A 15,349-nucleotide genomic window follows, 5' to 3' on the forward strand; every position below is an offset into this window, starting at 1 on the left:
CCCGAGCCCACCCCCTGGGGGGCCCGCCCTCCCGGTCGCGCCGGGCCATGCCCGGCGGCCAGGTGTCAGGCCTTCGCCCGATGGCGGGCGCCTTCCAGCAGTGACAGGCCGGTCAGCAACCCGACGATGGTCACGTAGAAGCTGGCCGTCATCTGGTGGGCGAACATCGACTGGGTCAACCCGCACAGCACGTAGGCGATCACGATCATCACCCCCGCCGCCGCCGGCCCGCGGAAGGTGACGCGGCCGCTGCGCCGGTGCAGGTAGACGAACACCCACAGCGGCACGCCGTACACGGCAATCAGCATCAACAGGCCCGGCAGGCCCTGGGTGGCGGCCCATTCGGCCATGTCGTTGTGCGCATGGCCGAGGTGGCAGCGCACTTCGGCGGGATCGTCGCGGCACACCGGCACGCGCTGCATGGCGCTGTCGAAGTGGCCGATACCAACACCGGTCAGCGGATGATCGAGGAAGGTCTGCCAGGCCACCTGCAGGCGCTCGACACGCGCACCGGCGGAGGAATCGACGTCGCCCTGTTCCAGCTTCTGCACGTCGCTGTGCAGTTCGGTCAGGCGCACCTGGTGGCGCAGTTCGGGCACCGACAGCAGCAGGGTGGCACCGATGGCCAGCATGCCGGCCAGCACCGACAGCCGGGCCACGCCGGTCCGCCAGCGCAGGCTCAGCGCCAGCACCACCAGCAGCGCCAGCAGGGCGGCGAACACGCCACGGCTGCCGGTCAGCACGATGGTGCCGCAGCCGGCGGCCATGCCGACGATGACCAGCGACCAGCGTCGCGACGGGCGGCAGAACACCAGCAGCACCATCAGCATGACCACGATGTCGGCCAGCACGATGGCATTGGTGGTCAGTTCGGCGCGCGATGCGCCCTGCAGCACCTGCAGCAGCGACAGCACGAAGCTGCCCAGCAGGCCCGCCAGCGCGCCCCGCCAGAGCCAGCGCAGGTCCGGGCGCAGCGCGCAGACCCACAGTGCGATCCACGGGATGACCAGGAACCGCGAACGGTTGTCGACGTCGCGCAGGCCCTGCTCGAACAGCACCACCGAGACCAGGCCCAGCGCCACCGCCGCCAGCATCAGCCAGGTCAGCGCGCGCACCGGCGTGCCGCCCATGCCCCGCGCGCGCCACAGCAGCTCCGGCGCCAGCAGGGTGCTGAGCAGCAGGGTCAGCGCATACGGCAACAGGTTCACCGGTACGGTCAATACCAGTGCCGGCATGCAGAACAGGCCGATCTGCGCGATCCAGTGCGCGGCGCCAAGGCGACCGCCGGCAGGCGCGGGCAGCGGTTCGGCGCGGGCGAGGCTCAGGTTGTCCGGTGAAGCTGGCACGTCGGGAATGATCGCTGCGGTCATGCGGAAGAAAACGGCGGCCCTGTGGCAGGCCGCCCGCCTGATGTTTTACTGCCTTTGTGCACGCTTGGGCAGTCTGGACAAGCCAGCGGCCACGTTATTGCTCGTTTCTCTGCAACCGCCGTTCACGTTTCAGTTCGGCTTCGCTGGGCACGCAGGGTCCGTGTACCGCCGATGCCGGCACCAACCACCAACGGCGACGGTTGGCGACACCGGCCAACACCGCACCATTGCGGTCCACGCAGCCCAGCAGCGCGTCCTCGTGGGCCAGCAGCCAGCGCCGCTGCGGCGACAGCTGCTGCCACTGCACCCCGGCCTGCAGCTGCTGATGCCAGGGCACGTTGAAGCCGAAGGTCGCCGCCGGGCGCCTCGCCATCAGCAGGTTCTGCTCCTTCCAGGCCACCAGGCCCAGCTCGGCATCGGCCCCCAGGCGCGCATCGACCGAGCGCATCAGGCCGCGGGCCGAACTGGAATCGTTCAACACCGGGTAGCCGACCAGGCTGTACAGCACCCACACCACGGTCAGCATCGAGACCAGCGCCAGATGGCGCCGCGCCGGGCCGAACAGCAGCAGGCCGGCCACGCCCGCGGCGCCCATGGCCAGGACCGCCCAGGCCATCGCCACCACCGCCCCCGGCTCCAGCCCGCGCTCCAGCACCAGCCGTACTTCGAAACCGGGGTTGCCGAGCAGCGCCGACGCACCGGCGGCAAGCGTCCCCAGCGACAGCAGCAGGGTGAAGCCACCCAGCACCCACTGCACGTCGCGGCGGCGCAGCAGGCCCGGCATCAGCGGCGCCAGGGCCAGGCAGAACATCGGCAGCGACGGCAGGATGTAGACATCGCGCTTGCCGTGCGGAAGGGAGAAGAACAGCACGATCAGCAGCCACCAGGCCAGCGGCAGCAGGTAGCGCGGATCACGCCGCCGCAGTCGCCGGCGCCAGGCCGGGATCGCCCACGGCAGGGCCAGGAACGCCGGGATCCACATCGACGGCATCGTGCCCAGGAAGTACCACCACGGCTGGTGGTGGTCCCACGACTGCACGTAGCGCTTGGCCGTCTGCCGGAACAGGATGTCGTCGAGGTAGGCCTGGTACTCGCCCGATTTCGTCGCCAGCGCGGTCATCACCATCGGCACCAGCCACAGCGCGACGGCCAGTACGAAGGCCAGCGGCGCCAGCCAGAAACGCAGGTCACGCGCATGCAGGCGCACCCGCGGCCAGTGCAGCGCCGAGGCGATCGCCGCCGGCAGGATGATCAGCAGCGCGAGCACGCCCACGCCCTTGGTGATGACCCCGATGCCGGCGAAGAACCAGCCGGCCCACCACCAGCGCCAGGCCGGCCCCAGCAGCAGGTGGCGCAGCAGACCGTAGTTGGCCAGGGTGACGAACAGCACCACCAGCGGGTCGATCTGCGCCTTCTTGGCCTGGAAGGTGAACTGCAGCGCGAACAGCAGCGCCCAGCCGGCGTACAGGCCGACCCGGCGCGTCCACAGCCGCCGGCCCAGGTCGACCACGCACCACAGGGTGCCCAGCGCGGCGATCAGCGAAGGCAGCAGGAAGGCCACCCGCCAGTTGCCGATCACGCTGTACAGGGTGGCCTGCCACCACATCAGCATGGGCGGCTTGTCCGAATACAGCTCCAGCCCCCGATGCGGGAACAGCCACTGGCCGCTGTCCACCATCTGCTTGGCGACCAGGGCGAAACGCGGCTCGTCCGACGGCCAGGGATCGCGCAGTCCGAGCCCCGCACCCAGCACCAGGAAGGCCATCACTACGAACAACCACGTCTCGCGTGACGCGCGGGTTTTCAGCATGGGAACTCGGACAGCGACGGGGTCAGGCTGTTTTTAGCAGACGCGCGTAGAAGAAACCGTCAGCATCGTCTTCACCGGGCAGGCGCTGGCGGGCGATGCCCTCGCAGTCCACGCCGAAAGCGTCACCCAGCGGTGCCGCCTGGGCGTCCGGATGCCACTTCAGGAAGGCCCGCACCTGGTCGACGTTCTCGGCGCGCAGGATCGAGCAGGTCGCATACAGCAGCACGCCACCGGGGCGCAGCATCGCCCAGCAGGCTTCCAGCAGGCGCGCCTGCACCCCCACCAGCGCCTCGATGTCCTCGGCACGGCGGTGGAACATCACGTCCGGCTGGCGGCGGATGACGCCGGTGGCCGAGCACGGGGCATCCAGCAGGATGGCGTCGAACGGGGTGCCATCCCACCAGGCTGCGGTATCGCTGGCGTCGGCCACCAGGGTCTGCACGTGTTCGCCCACGCCGGTACGGGCGTAGGTGTCCTTGGCCCGGGCCAGGCGCCGCGCATCGATGTCCAGCGCCAGCAGGCGCAGGCTCGGGTCGCGCTCCAGCAGGTGCGCCGACTTGCCACCGGGGGCGGCACAGGCATCCAGCACCCGTGCGCCGGCCGGCGGCGCCAGGGCATCGGCCGCACACTGCGCCGACAGGTCCTGCACCGACAACGCGCCGTCGGCAAAGCCCGGCAGCTGGTTCACCGGGCTGGGCTCGGCCAGGCGCAGCGCATCGGCGCTGAGCGGGCTGGGCTCGGCAGCGATGCCGGCCTCCGCCAGCGCGGCCAGCGCCTTGTCGCGGCCGCCAAGCTGGCGGTTGGCACGCAGCCACAGCGGTGCCGGCTGCAGGCTGGCGCTGAAGATCGCCTCGGCCTGCTGCGGCCAGTCGCGCTCGACCGCCTCGGCCAGCCAGGCCGGGAACGCGTCGCGCGCGGGTTGTTCCGGGAACCCCTCGCGCTGCGCACGGCGCAGGATGGCGTTGACCAGGCCGGCCTGGCGCTCGCGGCCCAACGCGCGCGCCGCGTCGACAGTGGCCGACAACGCGGCATGGGCGGGCAGCTCCAGCACGTCCAGCTGCGCGAAACCAACCATCAGCAGGGTGCGCAGGTCGGCATCACGCGCCGACAGCGGCTTCTGCATCCACGCCTGCAGCGCGGCGTCATAGGTGCTGCGACGGCGCAGCACGGCGAAGCACAGGGCTTCCAGCAGCGCGCGGTCGCGGGTATCGGCCAGCTTGGGCAGGGCCCAGGCCAGTTCGGCCTTCAGCGAACGGCCACGGGTGAACACCTGGGCCAGCACGCGTGCGGCCAGCATGCGGGTGGCGGCGCCCGGCGCGGCCTTGGCAATGGAGAAATCGTTCTGCTTCGACACCGGATTACGCTCCCACGCGCAGGTCGCGACGCGCATTGAGGTAGTCGGCGGCGGTGATCGCCTTGCCGCCCTCGCGCTGCAGGACGCGCAGGCGCAGGGCGCCCTGCCCGCAGGCAATGTCGATGCCTTCGCGGCCGGCGGCCAGCACGGTGCCCGGGGCCTGGCCGTGGGCCAGGTCCAGCGCCACCGCGCCATGGATGCGCACGCGCTCGCCGGCCAGCTGCGCTTCGGCGATCGGCCAGGGGTTGAACGCACGCACGGTGCGCGCCAGCGCCTGCGCGTCCTGCGCCCAGTCCAGCTTCGCTTCGGCCTTGTCCAGCTTGTGCGCGTAGGTCACGCCCTGTTCCGGTTGCGGCCGCGCGATCGGCTTGATGCCCGCGCGCAGCAGGCCCAGGCCATCGGACAGCACCTGCGCGCCCAGCGCGGCCAGCGCGTCATGCAGGTCGCCACCGGTGGCGGTGTCGGTAATGGCCAGCTCCTGGTGCAGCAGCACCGGGCCGGTATCCAGGCCTGCTTCCATCTGCATCAGGCACACGCCGGTGGTGGCATCGCCGGCCTGGATCGCGCGCTGGATCGGCGCGGCGCCGCGCCAGCGCGGCAGCAGCGAGGCGTGCACGTTCCAGCAGCCGTGGGTCGGGATGGTCAGCACCGCCCTGGGCAGGATCAGGCCATAGGCCACCACCACCATCAAGTCCGGCTGCAGGTCGCGCAGCTGCTGCTGGGCGGCCGGGTCCTTCAGGGTTTCCGGCTGGTAGACCGGGATGCCACGGGCAACCGCTTCGAGTTTGACCGGCGACGGTGCCAGGCCACGGCCACGGCCGGCCGGGCGGTCCGGCTGGGTGTAGACGGCCACGACCTCGTGATGGCGCGCGGCCGCGCGCAGCGACGACACCGCGAATTCCGGCGTACCGGCAAAGACAATCCTCATGGCTACCCCACTTGCAGGTTGGATGCGTGCAGAAAGAACAACGGCGCCGTCGGCCGGCGCCGTACAGCCCGCGCGGGACGCGCAGGCAGGGGCCGCCGCGAAGGGCGGCCCGCGATGGCGGTCAGGCCACGTGCTTGCGCTGCTTGGCCAGCTTCTTGCGGACCATTTCGCGCTTCAGCGGCGACAGGTAGTCAATGAACAGCTTGCCGTCCAGGTGGTCCATCTCGTGCTGCACGCACACCGCCAGCAGGCCGTCGGTGGTGAGCTCCTGCGGCTGCCCCTGGCGGTCCAGAAACTTGACCGTGATGGAGTCGGCGCGGGTCACGTCGGCGAAGATGCCGGGCACCGACAGGCAGCCTTCCTGGTACACCTGGCCCCCGTCCTTGGCGACGATCTCCGGGTTGATGAACACACGCGGCTCGTTCTTCTCTTCGCTCACGTCGATGACCATGAAGCGCTTGTGCACGTCCACCTGGCTGGCGGCCAGGCCGATGCCGGGGGCGTCGTACATGGTCTGGAACATGTCGTCGAGCAGGGTCTGGAAGGCCGGGGTGGTCACCTCGGCGGCGTCGATCAACGCAGCCTTGGTACGCAGGCGCGGATCGGGGAACTCAAGAATGGGGAGCAGGGCCATGGCTGTTTCCGGGTTGGGGCCGGGGATACGCCGGCATACGTCGCAGATTCTATCTGCAACGCTTGCCTTGCGCCCCGGTTTCTGGACTATAGTGCGCGAACCTGTTGGGGAATCAGGGCTTCGCACCTATGTTGCTTCGTTTTCGTACGGTCGTCGCTGCGGCGATGCTGACCGTGGCTGCCTATGCTACCGCCGTTGAAGTGAATGGCGGGCACCCGGACACCTACGTGGTCCGCAAAGGGGACACTCTGTGGGACATTGCAGGCCGGTTCCTGCAGAAGCCCTGGCTGTGGCCGGAGATCTGGCAGGCCAACCCGCAGATCGCCAACCCGCATCTCATCTACCCGGGTGACGTGCTCAGCCTGGCCTACCTGGACCGCGTGACGGCCCAGCCCGGCCCGCGCACGGAAGCCCCGGTGACCGGCGTGCCGCTCTCGGAGGTCGAACCCTTCCTGAAGCAGCTGAGCGTGGTCGACAGCATCGACCAGCTGCCCTACGTGGTCGGCCTGGAAGGGAACCGCCTGCGCGCCACCAGTGGCCAGGCCGCCTATGTCCGTCTGGCCGATGCCCAGGTCGGCCAGCGCTGGGCCGTGGTCCGCCCGACCGTGCGCTACGGCCAGCCCAAGCCGACCGAGGACCTGACCGCCAACGGCGACGTCACCCCAGGCAGCGGCAACCTGTGGAAGGCCTACAACGCGCCCAACCATCGCCGCGGCGTGCTGGGCTATGAGCTGGCCCAGGTCGGCCTCGGCACCATCACCCAGGTGGCCGGCGGCAAGACCGAAGCCTCCACGCTGATGCTGGACGCCAACGGCGACGGCCGTGAAGTGCGTGCCGGTGACCGCCTGGTGCCGGTGGAGGCCCAGCCGTACGACCTGCAGTTCTTCCCGCATGTGCCCGCCGCCAGCCTGGAAGGCCTGGATGTGCGCGTGCTGGCCGTTGCCGACATGTTCAATGCCGGCGGCCCGCGCGACGTCATCGCCATCTCCGCCGGCCGCAGCCAGGGCGTGGACAACGGCACGGTGTTCTCGCTGTGGCGCCAGGGCAGCCATGTCGCCCACCGCATGAAGTACCCGAACTCCTCGCGCATGGACGATTCGCCGTCCACCGGTGCGGGCCGGGTCAGCCTGCCGGACGAATACGCCGCCCACGCGATGGTGTTCCGCACCTTCGACAACGTCAGCTACGCGCTGGTGATGCAGGGCGTGAAGCCGGTGAACGTGGGTTACAGCGCCCAGCACCCGGACGCGAAGTAGAGTCGACCGTTGGTCGACTGCGCTTCGATCCGTCCGCGGTAGTCGACCAACGGTCGACTCTACCCCGCCGGTTCCAGCCGGGCGGCACCGCACCGCAGGCGGTTGCCGGAGGCGGACTCCCCTGACAGCAGAACGCGACGGCGCCCTAGGGCGCCGTCGTCGTCCGTAGCCGATAGTCGGGCGATGCCCCGCCCCGCCTTTGCCCTCGATGCCCTCGCCCGCCTGGTCCTGGCCGGTGGACCGCTGGCGCCCCGCCGCGCCCTGCTGCTGGCCAGCGGCGATGCCTCCGCCGCGCTCGCCTTGGGCGTGGCCGGCTGGCGCGCGCACGGCTGTTCCGCTGAACAATGCGCCGCCCTGCAGCAGCCCGATCCCGCAACGCTGGCCACCACCCTGCGCTGGCTGCAGCACCCCGGCCAGCAGCTGCTGGGCTGCACCGATCCGGCCTTTCCGCCGTTGCTGCAGGACATCCCGCAGCCGCCGCTGGCACTGTTCGTGTTCGGCGACGCCAGCCTGGCCTGGCACCCGGCGGTGGCGGTGGTCGGCAGCCGCTCGCCAACCCCCACCGGGCGCGCACTGGCGGCGCGCTTCGCCACCTGCTTCGTCGAGGCCGGCCTGGCGGTGACCAGCGGGCTGGCCGCCGGCATCGATGCCGCCGCCCATACCGCCGCATTGGATGCGGGCGGGCGCACGGTGGCGGTCATCGGTACCGGCCCGGACCAGGCCTATCCGCCCGGCAATGCCCGCCTGCAGGCCCGCATCGCCGCCGAAGGCGTCGTGCTGAGCGAATACCCGCCGGGCACCCCGGCGCGGGCGGGGCAGTTCCCGGCGCGCAACCGGCTGGTGGCCGGGCTTTCCCTGGCCACGGTGGTCATCGAGGCGGCCCAGCGCTCCGGCGCCCTGATCACCGCCCGCCTGGCCGCCGAGGCCGGGCGCGAGGTCGGCGCGGTGCCCGGTTCGGTGCTGAACCCGCGTGCGGCCGGCTGCCATCGGCTGATCCGCGAGGGCGTGGCCCTGGTCGAACGGCCCGAAGATGTACTGGAGCTGCTGGCCCCTGCCCTGCGCCAGCAACTGCCCGGCTTGCAAAGCCGCCTTGCCACCCCCACTGAACAGGCATCGCCGGCAGACCTGCCGGACCGGTGGGCGAACGACCCTGACTACCAGAGCTTGTGGCGGGCACTGGACCACAACCCAAGCGGTATGGATTCATTGATCACGCGTTGTGGATTGACGGCGCCTGAGGTGTCCTCCATGCTGCTGGCCATGGAACTGGCGGGAATCGTGGTGTGCGTACACGGCCGCTACTGTCGAACTCCCTAGTTTCTTCACCTCCACAGCGTCGCGCGACGCAGGCCGAGGGGCAATGAAAGAGAGCATTCTTGACGTACTGTTGTACCTGTTTGAACACTATTTCAGCGAAGATGCGGACCTGATCCGTGACCGCGACTCGCTGCAGAATGGCCTGATCCAGGCCGGTTTCAGCCCTACCGAGATCAACAAGGCCTTCGACTGGCTCGATGCGCTGGCTGCCCAGCGGCCGAGCGTGGCGCAGGCCCGGGTCGACGGTCCCGTGCGCATTTTCCACGGCCCCGAGCTGGACAAGCTGGACGTGGAATGCCGCGGTTTCCTGCTCTATCTGGAACAGCACGGCATCCTCGATGCCGACCAGCGCGAGCTGGTGCTGGACCGTGCCATGGCCCTGGACCAGGACGAACTGGACCTGGACGACCTGAAGTGGGTCGTGCTGATGGTGCTGTTCAACCAGCCCGGCGCCGAGGCGGCGTATGCCTGGATGGAAACGCAGATGTTCATGGACGAGCCAGAACCCCTTCACTGACCGTACACTTGGGGACCAAGCGCATTCAGGAGCGTCCCCGTGAGTGAGTGGTTTCACGCCCAAGGCAACCGCCAGCAAGGCCCGTTGCCGGCGGAGCAGTTGATCGAGCTTTTCCGCAGCAACGAAATCACCCTGGACACCCTGGTCTGGCGCGACGGGCTGCCGCAATGGCAGCCCCTGCGCAGCGTCGTCGACGAACTGGGCCTGATCGTGCCGGCCGTCGATGCACCGGCCAGCGCGCCGCCAGCGCCGGCGGCCCCGCAACCGCCCATCCTGCCGCCGGAAGCGCCTTACCACGCCAGCGCCAGCACCGCGTTGCCGCCGCCGAAGAAGGGCCTGTCCGGCTGCGCGCTGACCGCCATCATCGGCGGCGTCGCCCTGCTGGTCCTGGTGCCGATCCTGGCCATCCTGGCCGCGATCGCCCTGCCCGCCTACAACGACTACGTGATCAAATCCAAGGTCGCCGGTGCGATTACCGCCCTGCAGCCGCTGAAGGAACAGGTCCAGCGTTTCGCCGACGACCAGGGCCGCTGCCCGGGCGCCAACGACGCCGGCTTCCCCGAAGCGGGCAGCTTCGCCAGCCAGGGGCTGTCTGCCGTGCACATCGGCCGCTTCAACAACGGCCATTGCGGTATCGAAGCCACCCTGGCCGTCCCCGGCAAGACGATCGACGGCGACCTGCTGTGGCAGGAATACGACCGCGAGAGCGGCCGCTGGGAATGCACCGGCGAAAGCGACAACAAATACCTGCCCGTGCAGTGCCGCGGTTGAGCCGCCGGCCGCGCAGGCAGCCTGAAATCCAAGGATGACCCAACAGGGGAACGCAATGACTGAGTGGTATTTCGCCGAAGGACAACAACGCCAGGGACCGTTCCCGGCCACCGAGATCCGCCAGCGCTTCCAGCGCGGGCAGCTGACCCTGGACACGCTGGTGTGGCGCGAGGGCATGGGCCAGTGGGCCGCCCTGCGCCAGGTGGTGGATGAACTGGGCCTGCAGACCCTGGCCGAGGCCAGCGACAGCAGCGCCGCGGGCGGCTTCGATCTGCGCGGCGACTATGCCGCCATCGACAACGGCACCGCCCCCCTGCCGGGCACCGGCGCACTCAGCAGCTCGCCCTACAGCGCCCCGGGCGCGGCCAGCGGCGACTACAGCCAGGCCGTGCAGGGCGGCGAGGTGGTCTATGCGGGCTTCTGGAAGCGCTTCGCGGCCTACCTGATCGACTATTTCATCCTGCTGATCCCCAGCTGGATCATCGGCATGGTCCTCGGCGTGGGCATCGGCCTCGGCATGGGCGCGGCAGGCGGTGGCGATACGGCCACGGGCGTGGCCGCGCAGCTGGTCAGCGGCCTGGCCGGCCTGGCCATCTCGATGGTGTACTACGCCTGGTTCCACGCCTCGGCCGGCGGCGCCACGCCGGGCAAGATGGCCGTCGGCATCAAGGTCGTGCGCGGCAACGGTGAGCGCCTGACCCTGGGCCGCAGCATCGGTCGTTACTTCGCCACGATCCTGAGCAGCATCATCCTGTGCATCGGCTACCTGATGGCGGCGTTCACCGACCGCAAGCAGGCCCTGCACGACATGGTCTCCGACACCGTCGTGGTCGACCGCTGGGCCTTCACCGACCAGCCGCACCTGCAGCGGCGCGAGCTGGGCACGGTCACCGTCGTGATGCTGGTCATCGGCGGCCTGATGGTCCTGGGCGGCGTGATCATCTCGATCATCGCAGTGGGCGTGATCGCCAACATGGCCAGCTGAGCCTGGCCGACGGCGCCGGCAGGCGGCCGTCATCACGCCCCGCCCCTTGACAGGGGCCCTCCGGGCGTGATTCCTCTAATAAGGAAACCTGAACGCCCGGCACACTACCGGGCGTTCAGTTTATGGATTTGCCCGTGGCCGCTTCACTAATGCGGCCGTTTGCTCCACCCTAGCGGCCCCTTCCCCCGGTCCGCCCACAGACCTTTCCCGACATGCCCAAGCACCTGCTCATCGTCGAATCGCCGGCCAAGGCCAAGACGATCAACAAATACCTCGGCAAGGACTACACCGTCCTGGCCTCGTATGGGCATGTGCGCGACCTGATCCCGAAGGAAGGCGCGGTCGACCCGGACAACGGGTTCGCCATGCATTACGACGTCATCGACAAGAACGAGAAGCACGTCGATGCCATCGCCAAGGCCGCCAAGGGCGCCGACGACATCCTGCTGGCGACCGACCCGGATCGCGAGGGTGAAGCGATCAGCTGGCATATCGCCGAGATCCTGAAGGAGCGTGGGCTGGTCAAGGACAAGCCGATGCAGCGCGTGGTGTTCACCGAGATCACCCCGCGCGCCATCAAGGAAGCCATCAACCAGCCGCGCGCCATCGCCAGCGACCTGGTGGACGCCCAGCAGGCGCGCCGCGCGCTGGACTACCTGGTCGGTTTCAACCTGTCGCCGGTGCTGTGGCGCAAGGTGCAGCGCGGCCTGTCCGCCGGCCGCGTGCAGAGCCCGGCGCTGCGCATGATCGTCGAGCGCGAGGAAGAGATCGAAGCCTTCATCGCCCGCGAATACTGGTCCATCGCTGCCGAGTGCGCGCACCCCAGCCAGCATTTCAACGCCAAGCTGATCAAGCTGGACGGGCAGAAGTTCGAGCAGTTCACCGTCATCGACGGCGACACCGCCGAGGCAGCCCGCCTGCGCATCCAGCAGGCCGCGCAGGGTTCGCTGCACGTCACCGACGTGGCCAGCAAGGAGCGCAAGCGCCGCCCGGCGCCGCCGTTCACCACCTCCACCCTGCAGCAGGAAGCCTCGCGCAAGCTCGGCTTCACCACCCGCAAGACCATGCAGGTGGCGCAGAAGCTGTATGAAGGCGTGAACATCGGCGACGAAGGCACCGTCGGCCTGATCTCGTACATGCGTACCGACTCGGTGAACCTGTCGCAGGACGCGCTGGCCGAGATCCGCGACGTGATCGCCCGCGATTACGGCATCGCCTCGCTGCCGGACCAGCCCAACACCTACCAGACCAAGTCCAAGAACGCCCAGGAAGCCCACGAAGCCGTGCGCCCGACCTCGGCCCTGCGGACCCCGGCCCAGGTGTCGCGCTTCCTCACCGACGACGAGCGCCGACTGTACGAGCTGATCTGGAAGCGCGCCGTCGCCTGCCAGATGATCCCGGCCACCCTCAACACCGTCAGCGTCGACCTGTCGGCCGGCAGCGAACACGTGTTCCGCGCCAGCGGTACCACCGTGGTGGTGCCCGGCTTCCTGGCCGTGTACGAGGAAGGCAAGGACAACAAGAGCGCCGAGGACGAGGACGAAGGCCGCAAGCTGCCGGCGATGAAGCCTGGCGACCGCATTCCGCTGGAACGCATCCTGGCCGAACAGCATTTCACCCAGCCGCCGCCGCGCTTCACCGAAGCGGCGCTGGTGAAGGCGCTGGAAGAGTACGGCATCGGCCGTCCCTCGACCTACGCCTCGATCATCCAGACCCTGCTGTTCCGCAAGTACGTGGAAATGGAAGGCCGCAGCTTCCGTCCGTCCGACGTCGGCCGTGCGGTGTCCAAGTTCCTGTCCAGCCACTTCACCCAGTACGTGGACTACGACTTCACCGCCAAGCTGGAAGACGAGCTCGATGCCGTCTCGCGCGGCGAGGAAGAGTGGATCCCGCTGATGGCCCGCTTCTGGGAACCGTTCAAGGAGCTGGTGGAAGACAAGAAGGAATCGGTCGACCGCGCCGAGGCCAGCGGTGCCCGCGAACTGGGTACCGACCCCAAGACCGGCAAGCCGGTCAGCGTGCGCCTGGGCCGTTTCGGGCCGTACGCGGCCATCGGCAGCACCGCCGAGGACGCCGAGGAGAAGCCGAAGTTCGCTTCGCTGCGCCCCGGCCAGTCGATGCACACCATCTCGCTGGAAGACGCGCTGGAATTGTTCCTGATGCCGCGCGCACTGGGCCAGGACAAGGATGAGGACGTCAGCGTCGGCATCGGTCGTTTCGGCCCGTTCGCCAAGCGCGGCAGCACCTACGCCTCGCTGAAGAAGGAAGACGACCCGTACACCATCGACCTGGCCCGCGCCGTCTTCCTGATCGAAGAGAAGGAAGAGATCGCGCGCAACCGGATCATCAAGGAGTTCGAGGGCAGCGACATCCAGGTGCTGAACGGCCGCTTCGGCCCGTACATCAGCGACGGCAAGATGAACGGCAAGATCCCCAAGGATCGCGAGCCGGCATCGCTGACCCTGGCTGAAGTGCAGCAGCTGATGGAAGAAACCGGCAAGCCGGTGCGCAAGGGCTTTGGCGCCAAGAAGGCCGCCGCGAAGAAGGCCCCGGCCAAGAAGGCGGCGGTGAAGAAGGAAGCCGCGCCGAAGAAGGCTGCTGCGAAGAAGGCTGCTGCGAAGAAGGCGCCGGCCAAGAAGGCGGCGAAGAAAGCAGTGAAAAAGGCCGTCAAGAAGGCCGCCAAGTAGATCCACGCCATGCGTGGATGATCTGCCGGGGTGGGGGGGGGCCCCCGGGCCCCCCCCCCCCCCCCCCCCCCCCCCCCCCGCGGGGGCGGGCCCCCGCCCCCCGGTTTTTGGGGGGGGGGGGGGCCCCCCCCGGGCCCCCACCCACCGTACCGTCCGCGCCCACCGTCGGGGCCCACCACCCGTTCTGCACGCCGCGGGGGGATAATGAAGCCCCACGTCGGGCCGGCCTTCCCCATGAAAGAACTCACCCTCGATACTGCTGTTGCCACGCTGCGCGCGGGGGGCGTGATCGCCTACCCGACCGAAGCTGTCTGGGGCCTGGGCTGCGACCCTGCCCATGAGGCGGCGGTGCACATGGTCCTGCGCCTGAAGCAGCGCCCGGTCGAGAAGGGCATGATCCTGGTCGCCGCCGACCTGCCGCAGCTGGAAGGCTGGGTGCGCCTGGACGCGCTGCCCGACGCCCGCCAGCGCGCGGTGCTGGCCAGCTGGCCCGGCGCCAACACCTGGATCCTGCCGGCCGGCCCCCGTGCGCGCCCGTGGGTGACCGGTGAACACAGCGGCATCGCCGTGCGCATCAGCGCCCACCCGCTGGTGGCGGCGCTGTGCCGCGCCTGGGGCGGCCCGCTGGTGTCCACCAGTGCCAACCTGGCCGGTGAACCGCCGGCGCGCAGTCGCGAAGAACTGGACCCGCGTCTGCTGCGACTGCTCGACGGCATCCTCGATGGCCAGACCGGCGGCCTGGCCCAGCCGACGCCCATCCGCGACGCGCTCAGCGGCAGCATCCTGCGCTCCTGATGCGCCGATTGCAGTGCCGCGGCAATTCGCGCAGGCTGCAGCCATGAACCTGCTGCGCCCTGCCCTCTGCCTGGCTCTGTCGATGCCCGTGGTGGCTTTCGCTGCCGATGACGTGCGGGTCTACCGCTGCGTTGGCAGCAACGGCGCCGTTGCGCTGCAGGACAAGCCCTGCAGCAGCGGCCGCCAGGAAGTGCGCGACCTGCAGCGCCCGCGCGACCCGCCGCCGCGTGCGGTCAGTACCGATACCCCGCCGCCGACACCCGCAGCGACGCCGGACATGGGCGTGCGCGAGGTCCGCCACGTCTACATCCAGCCGCCGCAGCCGATGTACGAGTGCGTGCGCGACGACGGCAGCCGCTATACCAGCGACAACAACGAGGGTAATCCGCGCTGGGTGCCGGTATGGACCACGGTCTGGTACGGACCGGGCCCCCATGGCGGACCGCGCCCGCGTCCGCCGGGACCGGGAGGCGGCGCCATCGGCATCGGGCCTCCGCCGGGGGCCGGCGGCATCCCGGTGCACCGGCCGCCGCTCGGCTACGGGGTCAACGTGCCCGGCGGCAACGTGCTGGTGCGCGACGCCTGCAGCCTGCTGCCGCCGCGCGAAGTCTGCTCGCGCCTGCGCGACCGCCGCTGGGAGCTGGACCGCCGCTACAACAGCGCGCTGCAGAGCGAACGCACCGCGATCAGCAACGAGCAGCGCGGCATCGACGCGCGCCTGTCGCAGGACTGCAGCGGCGGCTGAGCGCTGCGCTTTGGTGGATGCCCACCTTGGTGGGCGCTCTGCTCCTGCCCTGGTAGATGCCCACCTTGGTGGGCACCGCTGTCTGCCAGCGCCAACCAAGGTTGGCATCTACCGGGGCACCGGCCATCGCGTGCGTCAACCAAGGTTGGCATCTACCAGGCGGCGGCCGCTGCTGTAGGC

Annotated in this window: 13 protein-coding genes; 8 read left to right on the forward strand and 5 right to left on the reverse strand. The window is 69.6% G+C overall.

The window, feature by feature from the left end:
- Positions 1–65: 65 nt before the first annotated feature.
- The 5 genes from IAE56_RS07710 to def form a co-directional block, all read right to left on the reverse strand.
- Complete coding sequence (locus tag IAE56_RS07710; RefSeq protein WP_200752109.1) at positions 66–1,370, reverse strand: O-antigen ligase; 1,305 nt, start codon at positions 1,368–1,370, stop codon at positions 66–68.
- 94 nt (positions 1,371–1,464) lie between these two features.
- Positions 1,465–3,180 (reverse strand): glycosyltransferase family 39 protein, encoded by a 1,716-nt coding sequence (locus IAE56_RS07715; protein ID WP_200752110.1) that lies wholly within the window; start codon positions 3,178–3,180, stop codon positions 1,465–1,467.
- Between the two features lie 22 nt (positions 3,181–3,202).
- Positions 3,203–4,534: a 16S rRNA (cytosine(967)-C(5))-methyltransferase RsmB gene (rsmB, locus tag IAE56_RS07720; RefSeq protein ID WP_200752111.1), complete on the reverse strand. Its 1,332-nt coding sequence runs from the start codon at positions 4,532–4,534 to the stop codon at positions 3,203–3,205.
- Between the two features lie 4 nt (positions 4,535–4,538).
- Complete coding sequence (gene fmt / locus IAE56_RS07725; RefSeq protein ID WP_200752112.1) at positions 4,539–5,462, reverse strand: methionyl-tRNA formyltransferase; 924 nt, start codon at positions 5,460–5,462, stop codon at positions 4,539–4,541.
- Positions 5,463–5,583: 121 nt separating this feature from the next.
- Positions 5,584–6,096 carry a peptide deformylase gene (def, locus tag IAE56_RS07730; RefSeq protein WP_108770127.1) on the reverse strand — a complete coding sequence of 171 codons (513 nt, stop codon included), beginning with the start codon at positions 6,094–6,096 and terminating at the stop codon, positions 5,584–5,586.
- Between the two features lie 128 nt (positions 6,097–6,224).
- Here def and IAE56_RS07735 point away from each other — a divergent pair, with 128 nt between their 5' ends.
- From IAE56_RS07735 to IAE56_RS07770, 8 genes are all read left to right on the forward strand, one after another.
- Positions 6,225–7,352, forward strand: coding sequence for a LysM peptidoglycan-binding domain-containing protein (locus IAE56_RS07735; protein WP_200752113.1), 1,128 nt, complete (start codon positions 6,225–6,227; stop codon positions 7,350–7,352).
- Between the two features lie 183 nt (positions 7,353–7,535).
- Positions 7,536–8,669: a DNA-processing protein DprA gene (gene dprA / locus IAE56_RS07740; protein ID WP_200752114.1), complete on the forward strand. Its 1,134-nt coding sequence runs from the start codon at positions 7,536–7,538 to the stop codon at positions 8,667–8,669.
- A gap of 43 nt (positions 8,670–8,712) precedes the next feature.
- Positions 8,713–9,186 (forward strand): DUF494 family protein, encoded by a 474-nt coding sequence (locus IAE56_RS07745; protein ID WP_108770130.1) that lies wholly within the window; start codon positions 8,713–8,715, stop codon positions 9,184–9,186.
- A 39-nt stretch (positions 9,187–9,225) separates the two neighbouring features.
- Positions 9,226–9,957 carry a GYF domain-containing protein gene (locus IAE56_RS07750; protein ID WP_200752115.1) on the forward strand — a complete coding sequence of 244 codons (732 nt, stop codon included), beginning with the start codon at positions 9,226–9,228 and terminating at the stop codon, positions 9,955–9,957.
- A gap of 55 nt (positions 9,958–10,012) precedes the next feature.
- On the forward strand, positions 10,013–10,942 hold the full coding sequence (locus IAE56_RS07755; RefSeq protein WP_200752116.1) for an RDD family protein: 930 nt from the start codon (positions 10,013–10,015) through the stop codon (positions 10,940–10,942).
- 212 nt (positions 10,943–11,154) lie between these two features.
- Positions 11,155–13,629, forward strand: a complete 2,475-nt coding sequence (locus IAE56_RS07760) for a DNA topoisomerase I (protein ID WP_200752117.1) — start codon at positions 11,155–11,157, stop codon at positions 13,627–13,629.
- Positions 13,630–13,833: 204 nt separating this feature from the next.
- Positions 13,834–14,424 carry a Sua5/YciO/YrdC/YwlC family protein gene (locus tag IAE56_RS07765; RefSeq protein ID WP_108770134.1) on the forward strand — a complete coding sequence of 197 codons (591 nt, stop codon included), beginning with the start codon at positions 13,834–13,836 and terminating at the stop codon, positions 14,422–14,424.
- A 43-nt stretch (positions 14,425–14,467) separates the two neighbouring features.
- Complete coding sequence (locus tag IAE56_RS07770; RefSeq protein ID WP_200752118.1) at positions 14,468–15,169, forward strand: DUF4124 domain-containing protein; 702 nt, start codon at positions 14,468–14,470, stop codon at positions 15,167–15,169.
- Positions 15,170–15,349: the final 180 nt, after the last annotated feature.

Origin of the sequence: Stenotrophomonas sp. S41 (genome assembly GCF_016624625.1) — a bacterium.
Classification (GTDB): domain Bacteria; phylum Pseudomonadota; class Gammaproteobacteria; order Xanthomonadales; family Xanthomonadaceae; genus Stenotrophomonas.

Coding starts and splice junctions, on each gene's coding strand:
- IAE56_RS07710 (WP_200752109.1), bottom strand. CDS start 1,370: ATGACCGCAGCGATCATTCCCGACGTGCCAGCTTCACCGGACAACCTG.
- IAE56_RS07715 (WP_200752110.1), bottom strand. CDS start 3,180: ATGCTGAAAACCCGCGCGTCACGCGAGACGTGGTTGTTCGTAGTGATG.
- fmt (WP_200752112.1), bottom strand. CDS start 5,462: ATGAGGATTGTCTTTGCCGGTACGCCGGAATTCGCGGTGTCGTCGCTG.
- def (WP_108770127.1), bottom strand. CDS start 6,096: ATGGCCCTGCTCCCCATTCTTGAGTTCCCCGATCCGCGCCTGCGTACC.
- IAE56_RS07735 (WP_200752113.1), top strand. CDS start 6,225: ATGTTGCTTCGTTTTCGTACGGTCGTCGCTGCGGCGATGCTGACCGTG.
- dprA (WP_200752114.1), top strand. CDS start 7,536: ATGCCCCGCCCCGCCTTTGCCCTCGATGCCCTCGCCCGCCTGGTCCTG.
- IAE56_RS07745 (WP_108770130.1), top strand. CDS start 8,713: ATGAAAGAGAGCATTCTTGACGTACTGTTGTACCTGTTTGAACACTAT.
- IAE56_RS07755 (WP_200752116.1), top strand. CDS start 10,013: ATGACTGAGTGGTATTTCGCCGAAGGACAACAACGCCAGGGACCGTTC.
- IAE56_RS07760 (WP_200752117.1), top strand. CDS start 11,155: ATGCCCAAGCACCTGCTCATCGTCGAATCGCCGGCCAAGGCCAAGACG.
- IAE56_RS07765 (WP_108770134.1), top strand. CDS start 13,834: ATGAAGCCCCACGTCGGGCCGGCCTTCCCCATGAAAGAACTCACCCTC.
- IAE56_RS07770 (WP_200752118.1), top strand. CDS start 14,468: ATGAACCTGCTGCGCCCTGCCCTCTGCCTGGCTCTGTCGATGCCCGTG.